The following is a 17,075-nucleotide window of genomic DNA, read 5'->3' as shown; positions in this document are numbered from 1 at the left end:
TTGTATTGGCCCTTGTCGCTGGCCCGCCGGGTCTTGAGCATTATCAAGACAATAGCCGTTTGCGGCATGCCGAATTGTCAGCACTTGCATGGCAAGGGTAACACTTCGTTTAGTTGTTTTGTGAAATCTAAAATACGCAGGTTCCAAGGTTTTATCGGTGGAGCCGGTAGAACAAGCGGACCCGTCACGACCTGCCCTGCGGTTCGAAAAAGGCACCCGCTTGTCGCCCTATGAGGAGGGGCAACAGCTACCCGCGATGTTTCATCATATGGTTCCCCCGGCCACCCGTGCGGCGGCAGGAGGAGCGCTTGCCTTGAGGCCGTTCATGTCATTCCTGAAGAATACCAAGATAAAAACGAAGGTCGTTTTTGTCATCTCGCTGATGAGCCTGATGTCGCTTTCCGGCATAAGCTATGTCAGCCTGCAATATAAAAGCACCGATAATGTCTATAGTGATTTCATCGGCCACGAGGCCCTTGCTGCGGTGCTGAACGCCAGAACAAGCGGAAATCTCAATGCGCTCGGCATGCAGATGCTTCGCGCCAGCCTCAACGATCCGGCCAGCAGCGATTTCGAAGCGGCCGTAAAGACCTTCAGGGCAGATCGCAAGCAGCTCGAGGAACGCCAGAACAAGATCATGGAACTCGTGCCGGCCCGCACGGACGCCGCGCGGGACATCCTCAGGGGTGTTGTCGAAGTCGAGGAAATCGGCAATCAGGTCATTTCCCTTATGCAGGCAGGACAGCGGGCCGAAGCCCAGCAGATGGCGCTTAACGTCCTACGGAAAATCACCGAGGTTTCGCCGAAAATCAGTGCGGGTAACGAACAGCTCATCCAGGTCATGAATGAGGGCCGGGAGCGCCTTACCGCAAGCACGAATACGACGATCTGGACGGGTGTTGTCACACTCGCACTCATGTCTCTGGCCGTGATCGCGCTTGGCCTGCTCATCTCGTCCCGCGGCATTACTACGCCGATTGCGCGCCTTCGCGCCCGCATGGAAGCGCTGGCGGCTGGGGATACTGCAAGCGAAATCGTCGGCATGGATCGCAAGGATGAAGTTGGTCAGATGGCCGCCACCGTTCAAGCGTTCCGCGAAAGCGCAGTGGAGCGCCTGCGGCTCGAGGCTGAAACGGACGCGAACCGGTCCATGTCCGAAAAGGATCGGATCGAGCGGGAGAAACAGAAGGCGCAGGAAGCCGCCGACGTTCAGTTTGCGGTCAACAATCTTGCCACCGCGCTTTCGAAGATCGCCGAAGGCGATGTCACTTACCGCATAGCGCAGCCGTTTGTGCCGAGCCTGGACGGTATTCGCGGCGACTTCAACAGGGCCGCGGAACAGCTACAGTCGACGCTCAACCAGGTGGCGCAGAATGCCCGTGGCATCGATTCCGGCGCAAACGAAATCCGCGCAGCGGCCGACGATCTGGCGAAAAGGACGGAGCAGCAGGCTGCGGCGGTAGAGGAAACCGCTGCGGCGCTGGAAGAGATCACCACGACGGTGAAGGATTCGACCAAACGGGCGCAGGAAGCGGGACATCTCGTCAGCCGCGCGAAGATCGGCGCCGAAAGATCCGGAGACGTGGTACAGAAGGCCGTTGCCGCGATGGAACAGATCGCGACATCCGCCAATGAGATTTCCAATATTATCGGCGTTATCGATGAGATTGCCTTCCAGACCAACCTTCTGGCACTGAATGCCGGGGTGGAGGCTGCCCGTGCGGGCGAGGCGGGCAAGGGCTTCGCCGTTGTCGCGCAGGAGGTTCGCGAACTGGCGCAGCGTTCCGCAGGCGCCGCCAAGGAGATCAAGAACCTGATCACGACCTCGAACGGTCAGGTCCAGCAAGGCGTGCAGCTCGTCGGAGAGACCGGCAAGGCGTTAGAACTGATCGTCACGGAAGTGCAGGAAATCAACCGCCACGTGGCGGCGATTGCGGAATCGGCACAGGAACAGTCCTCCGGTCTCCAGCAGATCAATACGGCCGTGAACCAGATGGACCAGGACACCCAGAAGAACGCCGCAATGGTGGAGGAGAGCACCGCGGCGAGCCACGGACTCGCACGCGAGGCGTCGTCGCTCAACCGGCTGATCGCCCAGTTCAAGCTGTCTGAAGCCGGTTACAGCGAGGCTTCCGCGCCCGTGCGAACCGCTTCGTCGGCCGACAGACCGGCGACCTCACCGGCCCGCGCCCTTGGCGGCCGGATCAGGGCGGCGTTCTCCGGCAACGCGGCACTGAATACGACAACGGATAATTGGGAGGAGTTCTGATACCCACCCTGCCTTCACGCCCTCCATGGCGCTGAAAGCACTATTCCAGACAGGGGCACCGGGGTCGGGTTTTTAACCTGAGCCCGGTGTTCTGCTTTTCGGGACGGATCAGCCTGCCACTGCGCCGTGGCTATTCGTTGCCATTCGTCTTCATGCTGGTTAGGTTTGCCGCCATTGGCGCGTGCCTGGGAGGGGAAGACATGATCGCAGCCTATATTGATGAATTCATCATGTTCTGCGTCGGCCTCTGGATGACGCTGGTGGGGTTCGAATATCTGTCCCTGTCGAGAAATCCAGCCCACCGGCCGCCGGTGGCGCGTCACTTCAAGTGGATGGGCCCTATGCTGCTTATGATCGCGCTCATTCTGGCCATTGCTTCCTGATCCTTGAAGGTTGTCGTGTGGCGGCACTTTGCCTTTGGCTCGTTTTGCGGTAACAGGGAGCCATGATCAAAGCATCGAGTACCACCTGCATCTAGCTCCCGCCGCAGCGCGAGGAGCATCGGACGAGAAGCCAGCCGGCTTTTCGCCTGGTGTCGGCTTGCCGCAAGGCAAGCGAAGCGAAGACATGCAGTGAGATTACTCAATGGAAAACTATTTCGAAAGCCCGTTCCGGGGCATCACGCTCGACAAGCAGGTAAAGAACCCAAACCTCCTGGTCGGAAAATACAGCTATTATTCCGGCTATTATCACGGCCACAGCTTTGAAGATTGTGCCCGTTATCTGTTGCCGGATGAGGGCGCGGACAGACTGGTGGTGGGGAGCTTCTGCTCGATAGGTTCGGGCGCAGCCTTCATCATGGCGGGCAATCAGGGCCATCGCAATGAGTGGATCAGCACCTTTCCCTTCTTCTTCATGCCCGAAGTGCCGGAATTCGAGAATGCCGCAAACGGCTATCTGCCGTCCGGTGACACAGTCATCGGCAATGATGTCTGGATAGGCTCGGAAGCTGTCATCATGCCCGGTATTACCATAGGCGACGGCGCCGTGATTGGAACGCGTGCGCTGGTGACGAAAGATGTCGAACCTTACGCTATCGTCGGTGGCAACCCCGCGAAAACGATCCGCAAGCGTTTCGACGACGACTCGATCGAGCTGCTTCTGGAGATGAAGTGGTGGGATTGGCCGGCGGACCGGCTGAAAGCCGCGATTCCACTCATGACCAGCGGCAATGTTGCGGAGCTTTACCGGTTCTGGCGGTCGGATAGCTCCCAGCCGTAAACAAACGGCCGGCCCGTCTCATCGAGGCGGGCCGGGCCTTTCCGAGGGCCGAACATGTGGGTCAGCTTCGCCGTCAGTAAGCGGTATAGTCAGCCCGGCATGAACGACCAAGACAGCTCCGTATCATCCTGCACATCCATCCTGTGGAGACATCACGCAGGGTTTCATAGTGATCAGGCCGCCGAATGAGGTCGGGCGGTTCGTGATCGCAGACGCCGGAGCCGGACTTCCATCTGTCTCCTCGCCTGAATGTCGCCTCGCCTGACGGCGACCGACATCCCTTCGACCCACGCCGTAATGGCGCCGTCATTGTCTCCCAACCGTGCACGGCATTCGCCGAGTTCTGCCCATACCGCCGAATAGTCGGGATCCTGCCGGATAGCCTCCTGCAGGTGATGCGCGGCATTTTCGAACTGCCCCGCTGCCGCCAGAGCCTTCGCGATTGAAAAGCGCAGAAGGGGACTGTCCCTCCCGTCTTCCAGCATCTTCATGAGTTTTGTTATCATCGTTGTCCCGGAGCAATGGTGAAACACCATGTATCGGTACGATCTCAAGCGCAGTTGAGGTCAAGCGGTATTTGGCGCGCTCTTCCTGCATGGGCCCTCATGCGAACGCGTCCGACGACGACGCGCGCCTTCGTCAGGATACGTCGCATCTCTCGCCATCGCCGAGTTGAAATGACCACAGCCTGTGGGTTAAAGCACGGATGTCACTAAAGAATGGACACGATTCCCCAGCATTATGGGTTTGCATGATCCCCGTCGCATTGCCCTCCGTCGAAGCGTTGCTTCTCCTTGCCTTCTTTCTCATCACGACCCTTGTGTGGGGCGTCTGGTCACTATGGCTGTTGGTTCGATACATGGGCGGGCGCTGGAAGCGCCCGATGATCCTGCCTTACGGGCTGGTGACCGCGGTTGCGCTTTTCACGCTTTTTCGGTTCGGTGAATTTTATCTGGAGATGAGCGCTTACGACAGGGATAGAGCAATACGTTATCAGCCGGAACTTCTGGAACCCGCACGTCTGGGCGGGATAGATATGCCCAAGGGTACGAAGCTCGAACTGGCCATTGCCGACAACAAGGAGGCCTTCGATAGGGCCGTGTTTCCGCATCCGGTGCGGATCGCGGATATCGATGCCGTTGAGATCGCCCGTTATATCGCGATGAAAACCAATGAAAATTACGAAACGATCGGTTTCACCCCAGGCGACATGCGGATAACCGGTATTGGCGTGACCACTCAGAGCGACTGGCGTTGTGATGCAACGCAGCCCGTGGAGTTCGATCTCATGGCTGATGGCAGCATCTCTACCTTCAGCAAATGCATTCTCGCCGATGGCAATCTCGTTGACGGTATCAGCCTGCCGAAAGGCACCTCCCTGCGGGCCTCCACCGGCAATGTTTACACCGATGGCTTTGTCGATTCCGACAGATGGGTTCTCGATATACCGTCTGGGCAGACCATTCACATCGATGACTTCGATCTCTCAGAGGTAACGCTTGCCTTGAACGGCGAGCGAAAGCTCCACGAAATCAGCAGAGGCACTCTGTCAAAAGATGCCGCTCTTGGAACGCTTCACCATCCCGCTGGAACCAATATTCGTTATAATCCCCGCCATCTTCGCAATGACTACCCAGACGCATGGCTGATAATTCCGCCTCTGCCCGATCCCGGTGCTCCGCCGGTTCCATCGCCGGATATCGTTCAGAGCAGGGATGGCGAGGTTCTTGCGAATTGAGCCTGCGGCGAAGACCTGCAGGTGTCCCGCCTTGCCCTACCAGCCGTAGCTGAAGGTCAGGCCGCTGCCGTTATTGCCGTCCTGCACGACGTTGGTATCCGTGTTGCGGCCGTACTGAAAAATGCCATAGGCATTGTTGTTGCCGTTCTGCTGCAACGTCGCGGAGTGGCCTACGCCCCGTTGCCGGATAAAGCCGAGATTGCCGCCGCCGTTCTGGGCAATGCCGGCGGCGTTGCCGCGGCCGAGCTGGCGGATGTCGGCATCCTTCAGGCCGCGGTAGAGCGAATAGGCGCGGAGGCCCGTCGAAAGCAGGTCGCCATCGGCGGCATTGCCGGGTGCGAGATCGAAGGAGATGCGACCGCCGGCGTGGGCCGGTGCCGGAGAACCAAGAGGTGCGAGGCCCCCGACGAGCATGGTAACAGTCATGAGTTTCAATATGTTGCGCGTCATTCTGATCTCCATCCGTCAGCGCCTTGCCGATGATCGATAATCGCATTTCGCAACTGAACCTGATCGGAACTGCCCGTTCACACGTCGTTCAGTCGCTTGGCAGGATCCAAAGAAAAGGGCGCCTGAAGCGGCGCCCTTCACGGGGATAATTTACGGGCATGTCTTGGCTTAGTCGCCATCAACCTGCTTTGTGCAGCTGAAGCTCCGGCCATCGATCACCATATCGAGCACCGCCTTATAGCGGGCTCCCTTCGCATCGAGCGTTACCGCGCTGAGCAATTGCGGACGTCCGGCTGCGGCATCAAAGTCGCCGCCCTGATTGATCACCGAATGTCCGCCGCTTCCCGATTTTTCGACGTGAAAGCCGTACGTCCCGCCGGCAGTGACATCGGCTCCGGCAAAGGCCTCCAGCTTCACCATGCCCGCCTGCGACGTTGCCCTGATCTCGCAGACGTTTCCAGCCGTCGACTCCCGTGCGGTCGATATGGCCGCAACGGTGCCGGCGGGAAGCAGTGCCAGCGCAAGGATCGCCGCCAGGCGGCGCTTATGACTGATGCTGTGGGGCATGGCTGGTCTCCCGGATGATCTGATGTTTCGAGCGCGACCGGTTACACGTCGTGCGGCCGGTCAAGGGCAGGCTTGCACGAAGGCGGCGACATTGTCGTTGCCGCCCTGGCTCACATTGGCGCTGCATCCGCGGCCCACCTGGACACCGGCCGCGATGTTGCCGTTGCCGTCCTGCGTGAGGATGGTGGTGTGATTGGAACCGAACTGGCCGATGCCGGCCACGTTGCGGCTGCCATTCTGATAGGTGGAGCCGTAATTGTCGTGCCCCTCCTGGCCGACAGCCGAGAGGTTATGCCGGCCATATTGATGACCGACAATCCGGTTGTAGCCGCCGTTCTGGTACGTGCGGATCCGGTTGCCGTAACCCTCCTGTGCACCGCCGGCAGAATTGGACCAGCCATATTGTTCGATGCGCACATCATTGGCCATGGCGGGTGCCGCGGCAGCGAAGCCGACGAGAGCGACGAGTGCACTTGCAATGAAGGACTTCCGGATCATGACGTGTCTCCTCAGGCGGATGGACCGCGGTTGAACGTCCCTGTTTTAGAACGTTCCACCGGAACGGAGGCTGAAGGCGTCATTCAGTCGTGGTTCATTGGCCGAAGCCAATAGGCGCCGGCATCGCTGAAGCCAGCCTCCACGTTCCTGCGGTATCCTGACGGAACCGGAATCGCCTCTTCAGCGCCATATATCTGTCAGGCCGCCCAAAGCTCCGTGCACAGGATCGGTCTGCGGCTTCGGCAGGGATCTGATCCGCTCAAGCATGTCAGCGCTGGCGGAGGATGTTTGAATATCGGCTTCCTGCCCGGGCGGATAAGCACCCACCACTTGAAAATCCGGGGAGGAGTCCAGTTTCATGTGGCCTGTCCCGGCGGGCAGGATCAGGCAGTCACCGCGGGCAACATCGAGAATTTGCCCCTCAGGCCCGCCGATCTGCAAGGTCGCTTCGCCACGTCCGACGCCCAGAACCTCGTGTGCCCCGCTGTGGTAATGGTGGTAGTCGAAAACGCCGTTGCGCCAGATGCCGCTCCATCCGTTGCGGGAAAATGTCGCTTCGAAATCCGCGGAATGAAAGTCCATGCCGACATTGCGGTAAATGATCACGGGAAAGGTCTGGTTATTGGGGACCTGTCCGCTGGGGCCGAAGGTCAGTTGCTCGGTTTTCATGGCGATGCTCCTCATGACCGTTTCTACCGCGAACAATGCGGACCGAAATCTGGCGGCGCATCTCAGCCGCCCAGGTCATAATCACTCCGGGGAGCGGGCAGTTCCGCAATGTCTTGACGAAAACAGCGGTTGCGGCGGTCTCAAGCCCGGCGAACCGGGCTTGAGACGTTTTCTGGCTGGTTTACTCGGCCGTCGCCTGAATATCGACCTTGTCGAGAAGACCCATCGGATTGTCGGAAGCCGCAACCAGGTCGAAGACCCCGAGGCCATTGACGCCCGTGGATTTGACTGTGACAGTCAGGGTTCCGGGCGTGCTGATGAAGCGCACCAGCGCCTCCACCGCGCCTTGCAGCTTCGGCTGCTCCGCCGCCACCTGCTGCAGCATCACACTCGCCACCAGCGTCAGCGTGCCGCGCACCTGATCCTCGGTCATGTCGTTCTGCAGGGCATAGAGCTTGATCGCCTTGGCCATCAAGCCTTCGTCCTTGACGGTGAGCTTCACCTCACGGCCGGCAAGCCCGAAAAGCGCCGCCTGCGCGCGATTGACGTCGAAGGAGAAGAACTCCTCCGTAAAGCCGCTGACCAGTCCGGCAAGATTGACGCTGCCGAAATCCCTGCTGCTGAGCGAGATGTCGCGGATCACCAGATTGCTGTTCGGCTCGTCCCAGCCTGCGGAAAGGCCATAGGAGAAAGCCAGCGTCTCGAGACCCAGCTTGCGGGCCTCCACGAAAACGTCCTCCGTCGCGTCTGCGGGGATCGGAAGTGTGAGGTCATCCTGCCTGATCTCTATATCGGTCGGAATGCCGTTGAAGGGCTTGGTCAGCCCCATCTCGAAATTCTTGAGCGTGAACCTGATGCGTTCCGGTGTTCCGGCGGGTTCTTCCTCCGGCTCTTTCGGCGCGGCAATATCGACGTTGATGCCGCCGACGCGCACCCGGCCAAGTTCCGGTATCAGGCGATTGAACTGAAAGGTCTCGATCTCGGTTTCATCGAGCGCGATGGTCTGGGAAATACCCTCGATCGTCGAACTCCAGTCGAAACCCTTGAGGCTTGCTTCCGCCACTTCGATCTTGCCGTCGCCGTCACCGATCGACAGACCGTTCAGGCCGAAGTCGAGCTTGCGGCTGTCCATCTGCATGTCGATGCGGTCGATGGCGGCCTTGACCCTTTTGCCGTCCGCTCCCTCTTTTTCATCCGGTGCGTCGGCCTTGAAGCCGATGAGCTGCATGTTGCTCCTGCCGATCATGTCGAGGATGGACACGACCTTGGCAAAAAGCGCCTGGCGTTCCTCCGGCGGAAGCTGGTCGGGATCCTTGGTGACCGTCAGTGCCTTCAGTGTGTCCAGCAGCGGTTCGGATGGCATGCGGGCAGTAAAGCCATCGCTGCGGATCTCGTCATAGCTGAAACGGCCATCGCCATCGGAAAATGAAACCGTCTTGACGGAAAGCGGCCCATAGAGAGGTTTTGCCTCCTTGTCGTCAGGGCCGGCCTTTTCCGTATAGAGCCGGGCGAGATAAGCGACGTCGATGTCCTGACCAGCGATCACGCCGGTCGACACCGCCACATGCTTGTCCTCAATCGCGCCGTCGCTGTCGGGAAGCCGCATCTTGATGTCGTAGCTGCCCTTGTCGATCGAATACCGGGCGATACGGCCACCGGCGATCTCGGAGAGGACCAGGTTGCTGTAAACCGTCTTCTGCTCGGTGGTCGCGACCGACTGGCTCAACGTCAGCTCGGGCGTGGAGATGCGCGTCGCCGCGAAGCGCTCGATGCGGCGGGGCAGGGAGCCGCCGTTTCCTTCCGCCTGTGCGGACTTCTCGAACGCCGCATTCTCGATGCGGGCATGCGCCATGGAAAGCTTGCCGGTGGGCACATCCACATCGATGTTGCTCATGTCCAGCGCGCCGTCCAGAAAGGGCAGCTTCGGACGACCGTCAATGGCGGCAATGCGAAGGTTCTTGCCATCTTCGAGAGGCAGCGTCAGATCGCGAACATGAATTTTCCCGAGGAAATCGACTTCCACGGAACCGGCAGTCGCGCCGGTGCGCGCAACCAGTTCTTTCACCTTCGCCTCGTAGAAGGTCTTGCCGCCGATGACACCTGCGGCCGCAACGGCGATAATTGCCACCGCCGCCCATAGCGCCCTGCGCCGACCCTTGCCGGTATGGCTGTTTTCCTGTTCCACGACGTTGGTCCTCTCTCACAGACTGATCATATTGCGCGCCTTTTAAGCACGCAAAAGTTGCTTAGCAAGAGGTGATCGACGCCTGTGAAGGCCGCGCTACATCCAGACCGTCAACGCCATGCCGGCCACCACAGGTGCGGCGCCAGCGCAAGCGTCGGGCGAAGGGGCAGACGCGGCCTCACCGGCAATCAGCGTTTGGGTGGGCAGGGCTTGGAATCCGCCGCGTCACGCGCCATTGATGATATTGCAGATACCCTCGCGGATCACGTTCTTGTCCGCGATCTGTCCTGCTTGAATGTTGAAGACGGCGTCGATCCGCACAGCCGCACCCTTTTGCCGGGCCACCACCCGCAGCGTCTGAATTCTGCCGCTGCCGCTGGTCTCCTGGTGCGCATCGATGGACGACAGCGCCTTGTTGATCTGGATGCCCGAAAAACCTTCCGCCGCCACGGCCTGGGCGAGCTTCTGAAGCACGGCTGGCGCCTTCGCCTTCGGCAGCTCCTGCCAGGACTTGTAGGAAACAGCCGTCACCATCGGCACGCCGGAGACGGTGAAATTCTTCTCGCAGGAGGCCGCGAAAACAGGGCTCGAGAAGGTGATCAGGCCAAGAGCCGCTATGAGGTATTTCATTTCGAACAATCCAATCGTTGGTGAAGGCTGACGACAATCGGCCGCGTCAGAAGGTTGACCGTTTGCCTCTGTAGGTGGAGGGCGGCGGCAGAGCCTCATGTGCCTGCGCAAGCGTTTCGAGCCATGTGGCCAGCCCTTCGGGAACCTCTTCATTGCCCGCCTCAAGCGCCTCGATCCAGGAGAGTTCGCATTGCAGCGCGGAGGCGATATTGATCGGCGTCCAGCGAATGACCCGCAGGCATTGGTTAAAGCGTTCTGGCGACATGATGATTTGATTTTTCCCCGTCTTTTTTCCCGCCGAAGCTCACCCACCGGGCGGCGGGAGTCAATTGCTTTTTTGCAACTCTCGATGGCTTGTTTCACTTCCCGATCCGGATTTGCCGGATGATAAACTTAGCTAATCGGCTAAGTTTTTACTTGTGCCGCAATGATGGAACATGATAGTTAGCGATATGGCTAAGCATCATCCAGAGCTTTCACTCATCTTCCAGGCCCTTGCCGATCCCACACGGCGGGCAATTCTCGCTCGGCTCGGCAGCGGGCCGGCGCAGGTTACGGCATTGTCCGCTCCCACGGGTCTGCGCTTGCCCACGGTCATGCGCCACCTCGCCGTGCTTGAAGAGGCGGGGCTCATCGCCACCTCCAAGGATGGGCGCGTGCGCACCTGCGCAATAGTACCTGAAGCGCTGGAGCCGGTGAGAACTTGGCTCGATGAGCAACGGGCGATGTGGGAGAGCCGGCTTGACCGGCTGGAGGCATTTGCAGTTCACGCCATGAAGGAGGAGGAACAATGACAACGAAACCCGGTCAACAAAGCGCACACGCTGAACCGGACCGTTTTGCAACGCTCAGTTTCGAACGGGAAATTGCCGTTCCGCTATCGGCTCTGTGGCAGGTCTGGCTGTCACCCGCCGCCCGGGCGGTGTGGGCCTCTCCCTCACCCTCGGTGACAGTGGAATTCCTGGAGGCGGACAGCAGGCTGGGCGGTCGCGAAGTGTCGCTCTGCAAGGTCTCCGGCCAACCGGATATTCGCTGTGAATGCGGCTGGCTGGAGCTTCAGCCAAGCCGCCGCAGCGTGAATTACGAGGTGGTCTCATCCAGCGGCATAACCCAGTCGGCAGCGCTGGTGACTGCCGATTTTCAGGCGGCGGACGAGCGTAGCCGCTTGACCGTAACGGTGCAGCTTTCCTCGCTGGCCGAGGATATGCGCGATGGCTATCAACAGGGTTTCAGCGCCGGTCTCAACAATCTTGCCAGCGTGGCCGGGCGAACCATGGTGCTGGAGCGAGTGATAAAGGTGCCGCGAAACATCGTCTGGAAAGCCTGGATGAACGAAAAGACGCTGCCGCAATGGTGGGGCCCTGAAGGGTTCTCCTGCCGCACGAAGAGGATTGACCTGCGGACCGGCGGTGAATGGGTCTTTGACATGATCGGCCCTGACAGCACAGTCTTCCCGAACCATCATCGTTATGTCGAGGTCCGGCCCGAAGAGAGGATCGCCTATACGCTGCTATGGGGCGAAAACGGGCCGAAACATGCCGATGCCTGGGCCTCCTTCGAAGATCAGGATGGCGCGACGAAAGTTGTGCTGGGCATGGTGTTCAGCACGGAAGCCGAGTTCCAGCAAGCGAAGGGTTTCGGCGCCGTGGAGCTGGGGCAGCAAACGCTGGGTAAACTGGAACGCTTCGCCAAGGCGCTATAGATGCGCCGTTCCGTCAGCTTCATGTGTAGAGGTCTCGATACTGGCTCCTTTCCAGACCGGCATTAATCGTCAAAGCGCGCTCTGCGCGTGCGTGATCGTCTTGCAGGTCCCGCCTAATCTGTGATTTCGGCTCAGCCTACGGAAGCGTAATGCTAGAGCGGGCTTCTGCGGGCAACCTGAAGGCCACTTGGGTCAATAATGGGCGTCAGCCGAATTGGCTTGACCGTACACAAGGGCAGGGCCGTGACTATTTGCGCAGGGCGATTCAGGTGAAGAACATCTGGGTGCCATATGGAGCCTGACCCGGATTATGCGCGGCCTGCGACTAACAAGATTGCTGACTGGGACCGGTGGCCCCGGTAAGGTTTTCCGTAGAAAACAACCCTGCAACCGCGCCTACCCGCTGTTGCCGTCACTTGTTGTGCTGGCAGGATGATCAATACGGCAACAGAGGCCGGCCACAGAGACCTGAAAAGCGCTGTGCTTTTCGAAGAAACATTTGCCTGCTTGTTTGACCAAACGAGCGGAGGCGAAGCGTTATCTCTCAAGGACTATCTCTCGCGTCCGCATGTGCGAGTAAGTGTTGCGCTGCAGGACAACAGCGAGGTTGACGATGCGCTCGCTCGTCTTGGCCACAAACGCCGCATTGCAATCCAGATTCCGCACTGGTCTGTTGCGCCCGACTTCGTCAGGGGAAGCGATCTCATCCTGACGGCAGCAAGACGCAGCATCGAGCTTTTGGGCCAGGGAAGTCTACAATGCGGCGAACTGCCGTTCCAGCTCAACAGCTTTCCATTCGTCCAGGCGTGGCACAGGCGTTGCGAAAAGGATGCGGCGCATCGATGGCTTCGGGAGGCAATCGCTGCCATGGCGTCTAAGGAACCGACGTAGATACTCGGGACAACAGTTGGACGTCTGCTACGACATCCATGCTGAGGCCGAAGCTTTGGGCTTGGCGACGACGATATGATCGGCGTGGTTGGAGTGATCGAACAGCGAACCGTCGCACTTTCACCAGAGATCATCGCATATGGATTTTGCCCCGAGTCTGCATTGGCTGCTTTCGGAGGCACTTGGACAGCACCGCCTAAGCTCATCGAGTTGATCGTTGCTTCGAACATTTGCGAGGCCGCGCCGGTGGCAACCTTCCGCTCCCAAGTCACAGGACATTAAGTGTTTCAGCGTACCCAAAGCGCGAGTCGCTAGTTTGATTGCCATCAAGGGCGCCTGAACTATCCACAGTCGAGGTTATTCATCGGCGCGCTGCGCGAACTAACGGCTCATGTGCGCCGAGCTTGCGGGAGAGTTCCGCGGCAGCTTGCGTCAAGACGCTCAGATGAGAGGATTGGGCCTCTGCCGTAAACCTTTGCATCTGGACGGTAAGACCGATCGCCCCGACCAGCGCATTACCGACGCCGAAGACGGGGACGCCGATCGCTCCGGTATCCGGGTCTCGTTCGCCGAGGGAGATGTAATAGCCCTTCTCCCTGATGTCATCGTAAAACAGCCCGGGCTCCCCCGAAAACGCCACGAGGATCCGGGCGGTGGCGCCCTTATCCAGCGACAGGGCTGCCCCTTCTTCCAGGTAATGCCGGAAGATCCGCTCGGCGTGGTGTCGGTAGAGGCAAATGCGCCGGTTGCCATCCTTGATGTAGAAGGCGGCAGTTTCTTGTGTGCTCTCGACAAGCTCCTTGAGCGTCGGCCGCACATAGTCGGCAAGGTTGAACGCGCGCTGGTACTGATTGCCGAGACGGTAGAGCGACGATCCCAGGCGAAAGCGGCCGTCAGCTTCCCGAAACAGGTAGCCGAACCGTTCGAGCGAAGCGGACAGCCGCAAGATAGTGCTCGGATAAAGCCCGGTTCTTTGAGCAAGCTCGTTCAGCGTCAGTTTCGGGTTTGCATCGTCGAATGCGTCGAGGACGGATAGTGCACGTTCGACGGCCTCCACACGCTGTTCTTTTTGTCCGGCCATGAAACGCCTCGCCCGTTTGTAAGCTTCTCTCGCATCGGAGCTTTTTCCAATGCAGCTCTGCGAATCCATATAGAGCATTTCGATATGGGATGGCATTAGGAGAGACGCTCGTGGAGCCCATATCAGCGGCGAGCGATGATTTTCCACACCCCGTGGGCGCTCGCGACCTGTCGATCCTGGACGAACAATTCCCCCCGCATGAAGACGAGCTGCCGGGTTTCTCGCACAATTGTGCAACTGATTTCGACAGTTTCGCCGATCTTGACCGGTTCAAGAAACTGCATGTCGAACTGCACGGTGGCCTGAGCACGGGTCGGATCGCCCTGTCGGGCCGTCTTGCCCATCGCCCGATCGGCGAGCGTCATCAGCATCCCACCCTGGACATAGCCGGCGCGATTCTTGTGCTTGGCTTCCGCATGAAAGCGGAACCTTCCGCTTTCGTTGGACGTCGTTCGATGGAAGATCGGGCCAACAAGTTTGATGAAGCCATCATCGTCCTCTTCGACCCAGTCGATCTTGGTGCTCATCCACCTATTCCCCGCAGCGGAATAGTGCCAAAGACAAGCGCGCCGCCAAGCATCGCGAACATCAAACCGATTACCCATCCGATCGCAGCCTTCTGGTTCTCACCGTAGTTGATGTCGAGAAGAGCGACGAGGAGATAGGTCGAAGCGACAAGCGGGCTCAACAGATGCAATGGCTGGCCAATCAGCGATGCCCGCGCCATTTCCGCCGAGGAAATCCCGTAGGCGGCCGCCGTCTGCGCAAGGATCGGCAGGACACCGTAATAAAAGGCATCGTTGGTAACCGCATATGTCGCCGGTCCGCTGAGGAGGGCTGTGAATGGCGCGAGATACGGCCCGAAACTGTCCGGTGTGATGTAAAGAAGGCTGTTCGACATGGCGTCGAGCATACCCGTACCATTTAGAATTCCGGTGAAGATGCCGGCGGCAAAGATCAGCGAGACGACGGCCAGAACATTATAGGCGTGTGCGCTCAGGCGTTCCTTCTGGCTGTTGACGTCGGGGTAATTCAACAAGAGCGCCACGGCGGTTGCGATCATGAACAGGATCGGCAGGGGCAGAAAACCCTCGACCAGTGCGATGATCAGGATCACGGTGAGGATGAGGTTGAACGGCAGCATGCGCGGCCGGCGGAACTGCGGCACCTCCCCGAGACCTTCCTCGATTGCGGCGACATCGCTGGCCCGCACGGTTCCGATCCGGCGACGCTCCCGGATACCGAAAATGATCGCGACAAACATAATATACGCGATTCCTAACAGCATGGCTGGGATCAAAGGCACAAATACCTCGCTGACGTCGAGATGCATGGCGCTTGCTGCGCGTGCCGTCGGGCCGCCCCAGGGGAGGATGTTCATCACTCCGATCGACATCAAAAGCAAGGTCGCCATATATTGCAGGCGGATGCCGAGACGCCGGTAAATCGGCAAGAGCGCGGCGGTGCAGATCACGTAAGTGGTGGCACCGTCACCGTCGAGCGCCACCGTCGTGCCCATCACCGCCGTGCCGACGATGATCTTCAGAGGGTCGCCCTTGGCGAGTTTCACGATGAGGCGGATCAACGGATCGAACAAGCCGGCATCTGTCATGATACAGAAGTAGATGATGCCGAAGAACAGCATGGCGGCGGTCGGCGCCAGTTTGACAAGGCCATCGAGCATCATTTTGCCCATATCGGCACCAGCCCCGGCGATCAGGCCGAATACGATCGGCACGATCATCAAAGCAACAAGTGCGGTCATGCGTTTCGTCATGATCAGGATCATGAAGCTCGCGACCATTGCGTAACCGAGGAATATCAGCATGTCGTCTCCCTTCGACCACGTGCAAGCCTGCCTCCCAAGGCATGATGAGCGCGCGGTCGGATCGAAATTTTGTCAAATCAGTAGTGCAGGCATCAATCAGGCGTAGTGGAAACCCTTTGGCAGCCCCGCATCCTGGACATGGCCATAGAGTGCCTCGCCAGGCAGACCGGACAGGATGATCGGGCGCGCCGCAATCAACTTGTCGATGTCGATTCCGGTCTTGAGGCCCATGGCCTCGAGCATGAACACGAGATCTTCCGTCACGATGTTACCGGTGGCGCCCGGTGCATAGGGACATCCGCCCAGGCCTGCCTGGGAGGAATCAAAAGTAGTCACGCCGACCTCGAGCGCCGCTACGACATTGCCGAGACCTTGGCCACGGGTGTTGTGGAAATGCGCGCCGCCGGCCTTTTCGCCAACTTCGCTCTTCAGCCGCTTGAACAGCCGCTTCACCTGCGCCGGATTGCCGTATCCCGTCGTGTCGGACAGGCCGATCGTGTCTGCGCCAGCGTCGGCAAGCATGCCGGCGAGCCTGATGACCCAGTCTTCCGAAATCGCGCCTTCCATCGTGCACCCGAAGGCCGTCGAAATCCCGACCTCGATACCCGGCCTGTAGTCATCCGGTTGCTCGTGACGCAGGCGATTGACGCGCGCAACATCCTTGACCGCTTCCTCGACAGTGCGGTTGATATTGGCCTTGCTATGCGCCTGCGAGGCGGAAACCGGCATGGTGATCTTTCGGGTGCGCGCCGCGAAGGCTGCTTCAGCCCCGCGAAGATTGGGGACGAGGGCCAGGACCGTCAGGTCCGGGATTTCGATCGCCGCCTGGACAAGATCGGCACAGTCGGCCATCTGGGGAAGAAGCTTCGGCGAGACGAAAGATCCGACCTCGATCTCGGACAGACCGGATGCGGCGAGCGCCTTGATCCATGCGATCTTGGTTTGCGTCGGCATGATGCGCTTGATGCTTTGCAACCCATCGCGCGGTCCGACTTCGCTGACGATGACGTCACGGTTCTCCGGTCCCATCGGAATCTCCTCCAACTCCAAAAACAGAATGTGTTTCTACTAGACGGAAATATTAACATCGTCAAACCTTTTGCAGGACGATTATGATCGGTTCATGCACAAAGGCCGCTTACTAAAACGCCGCGAATTCCCGGAACTTATTGGTTTTTCGACAAAATCGCATCTGCGGCTGTCGTCTCCATTTTAGGCGAGATGCTGCAAGTGCTAGCAGACGGCTGGCGCAGAGTTGCAGCGCAACATCTAATTTTCTTGACAATGCCGGAGATTCGTCCAATTCCTAGGTATAACAGAAATAATTTCTATCTAGCAGAAATGGA

19 protein-coding genes are annotated in these 17,075 nt (G+C 59.1%); 7 read left to right on the top strand and 12 right to left on the bottom strand.

Translation table 11 applies throughout. The features are described from left to right. Window positions 1-325 precede the first annotated feature (325 nt). The 3 genes from ACZ47E_RS19440 to catB all read left to right on the top strand — a co-directional run bounded on the left by ACZ47E_RS19440 (window position 326) and on the right by catB (window position 3,490). A complete protein-coding gene (locus ACZ47E_RS19440) occupies window positions 326-2,269 on the top strand; it encodes a methyl-accepting chemotaxis protein (protein WP_044459298.1) in 1,944 nt (647 codons plus the stop codon). 200 nt (window positions 2,270-2,469) lie between these two features. Continuing rightward, the gene (locus tag ACZ47E_RS19435) at window positions 2,470-2,652 is read left to right on the top strand and encodes a hypothetical protein (RefSeq protein WP_464017133.1); all 183 of its coding nucleotides are present in this window, start codon (window positions 2,470-2,472) and stop codon (window positions 2,650-2,652) included. 202 nt (window positions 2,653-2,854) lie between these two features. Then, window positions 2,855-3,490: a type B chloramphenicol O-acetyltransferase gene (gene catB, locus ACZ47E_RS19430; RefSeq protein ID WP_278067541.1), complete on the top strand. Its 636-nt coding sequence runs from the start codon at window positions 2,855-2,857 to the stop codon at window positions 3,488-3,490. A 173-nt stretch (window positions 3,491-3,663) separates the two neighbouring features. On the opposite strand, the gene ACZ47E_RS19425 is transcribed toward catB, so the two are convergent. Then, window positions 3,664-3,996, bottom strand: a complete 333-nt coding sequence (locus tag ACZ47E_RS19425) for a tetratricopeptide repeat protein (RefSeq protein ID WP_034496524.1) — start codon at window positions 3,994-3,996, stop codon at window positions 3,664-3,666. Between the two features lie 245 nt (window positions 3,997-4,241). Between ACZ47E_RS19425 and ACZ47E_RS19420 the strand changes: the two genes are divergently transcribed. Continuing rightward, on the top strand, window positions 4,242-5,228 hold the full coding sequence (locus ACZ47E_RS19420; RefSeq protein ID WP_278067540.1) for a hypothetical protein: 987 nt from the start codon (window positions 4,242-4,244) through the stop codon (window positions 5,226-5,228). A 36-nt stretch (window positions 5,229-5,264) separates the two neighbouring features. Here the strand turns inward: ACZ47E_RS19420 and ACZ47E_RS19415 are convergent, their stop codons facing one another. From ACZ47E_RS19415 to ACZ47E_RS19385, 7 genes are all read right to left on the bottom strand, one after another. Beyond that, complete coding sequence (locus ACZ47E_RS19415; RefSeq protein WP_004444852.1) at window positions 5,265-5,678, bottom strand: hypothetical protein; 414 nt, start codon at window positions 5,676-5,678, stop codon at window positions 5,265-5,267. Between the two features lie 168 nt (window positions 5,679-5,846). Then, on the bottom strand, window positions 5,847-6,245 hold the full coding sequence (gene csgH / locus ACZ47E_RS19410) for a curli-like amyloid fiber formation chaperone CsgH (RefSeq protein WP_107339638.1): 399 nt from the start codon (window positions 6,243-6,245) through the stop codon (window positions 5,847-5,849). Window positions 6,246-6,305: 60 nt separating this feature from the next. Continuing rightward, window positions 6,306-6,743: a curlin gene (locus tag ACZ47E_RS19405; RefSeq protein ID WP_004444848.1), complete on the bottom strand. Its 438-nt coding sequence runs from the start codon at window positions 6,741-6,743 to the stop codon at window positions 6,306-6,308. 180 nt (window positions 6,744-6,923) lie between these two features. Further along, window positions 6,924-7,412 carry a cupin gene (locus ACZ47E_RS19400; RefSeq protein WP_278067539.1) on the bottom strand — a complete coding sequence of 163 codons (489 nt, stop codon included), beginning with the start codon at window positions 7,410-7,412 and terminating at the stop codon, window positions 6,924-6,926. Between the two features lie 181 nt (window positions 7,413-7,593). Beyond that, complete coding sequence (locus ACZ47E_RS19395) at window positions 7,594-9,597, bottom strand: hypothetical protein (RefSeq protein ID WP_278067538.1); 2,004 nt, start codon at window positions 9,595-9,597, stop codon at window positions 7,594-7,596. Window positions 9,598-9,822: 225 nt separating this feature from the next. Further along, entirely contained in the window at window positions 9,823-10,227 is a 405-nt protein-coding gene (locus ACZ47E_RS19390; protein WP_004444843.1) for a hypothetical protein, read from the bottom strand. A gap of 46 nt (window positions 10,228-10,273) precedes the next feature. Continuing rightward, window positions 10,274-10,492 (bottom strand): hypothetical protein, encoded by a 219-nt coding sequence (locus tag ACZ47E_RS19385; protein ID WP_004444840.1) that lies wholly within the window; start codon window positions 10,490-10,492, stop codon window positions 10,274-10,276. A 187-nt stretch (window positions 10,493-10,679) separates the two neighbouring features. On the opposite strand from ACZ47E_RS19385, the gene ACZ47E_RS19380 reads away from it, so the two are divergent. The 3 genes from ACZ47E_RS19380 (at window position 10,680) to ACZ47E_RS19370 (ending at window position 12,820) form a co-directional block, all read left to right on the top strand. Then, a complete protein-coding gene (locus ACZ47E_RS19380) occupies window positions 10,680-11,021 on the top strand; it encodes an ArsR/SmtB family transcription factor (protein ID WP_037092612.1) in 342 nt (113 codons plus the stop codon). After that, window positions 11,018-11,929 carry an SRPBCC family protein gene (locus ACZ47E_RS19375; RefSeq protein ID WP_172873535.1) on the top strand — a complete coding sequence of 304 codons (912 nt, stop codon included), beginning with the start codon at window positions 11,018-11,020 and terminating at the stop codon, window positions 11,927-11,929. The genes ACZ47E_RS19380 and ACZ47E_RS19375 overlap by 4 nt, the downstream gene beginning before the upstream one ends. A 432-nt stretch (window positions 11,930-12,361) precedes the next feature. Then, window positions 12,362-12,820 (top strand): LysR substrate-binding domain-containing protein, encoded by a 459-nt coding sequence (locus tag ACZ47E_RS19370; protein WP_107339643.1) that lies wholly within the window; start codon window positions 12,362-12,364, stop codon window positions 12,818-12,820. Window positions 12,821-13,181: 361 nt separating this feature from the next. Here ACZ47E_RS19370 and ACZ47E_RS19365 read toward each other — a convergent pair whose 3' ends face one another. From ACZ47E_RS19365 to ACZ47E_RS19350, 4 genes are all read right to left on the bottom strand, one after another. Next, window positions 13,182-13,901 carry an IclR family transcriptional regulator gene (locus tag ACZ47E_RS19365; protein ID WP_172873534.1) on the bottom strand — a complete coding sequence of 240 codons (720 nt, stop codon included), beginning with the start codon at window positions 13,899-13,901 and terminating at the stop codon, window positions 13,182-13,184. Window positions 13,902-14,023: 122 nt separating this feature from the next. Further along, window positions 14,024-14,428 (bottom strand): PaaI family thioesterase, encoded by a 405-nt coding sequence (locus ACZ47E_RS19360; RefSeq protein WP_107339645.1) that lies wholly within the window; start codon window positions 14,426-14,428, stop codon window positions 14,024-14,026. Next, entirely contained in the window at window positions 14,425-15,729 is a 1,305-nt protein-coding gene (locus ACZ47E_RS19355) for a CitMHS family transporter (RefSeq protein WP_278067537.1), read from the bottom strand. The genes ACZ47E_RS19360 and ACZ47E_RS19355 overlap by 4 nt, the downstream gene beginning before the upstream one ends. A 96-nt stretch (window positions 15,730-15,825) precedes the next feature. After that, entirely contained in the window at window positions 15,826-16,758 is a 933-nt protein-coding gene (locus tag ACZ47E_RS19350) for a hydroxymethylglutaryl-CoA lyase (RefSeq protein WP_107339647.1), read from the bottom strand. Between the last annotated feature and the right edge of the window lie 317 nt (window positions 16,759-17,075).

The sequence above is a fragment of the Agrobacterium sp. 5Ca39 genome (assembly GCF_055382365.1).
The sequence above is the reverse complement of the archived record's forward strand: the minus strand, read 5'-3'. Positions and strand labels throughout refer to the sequence as shown.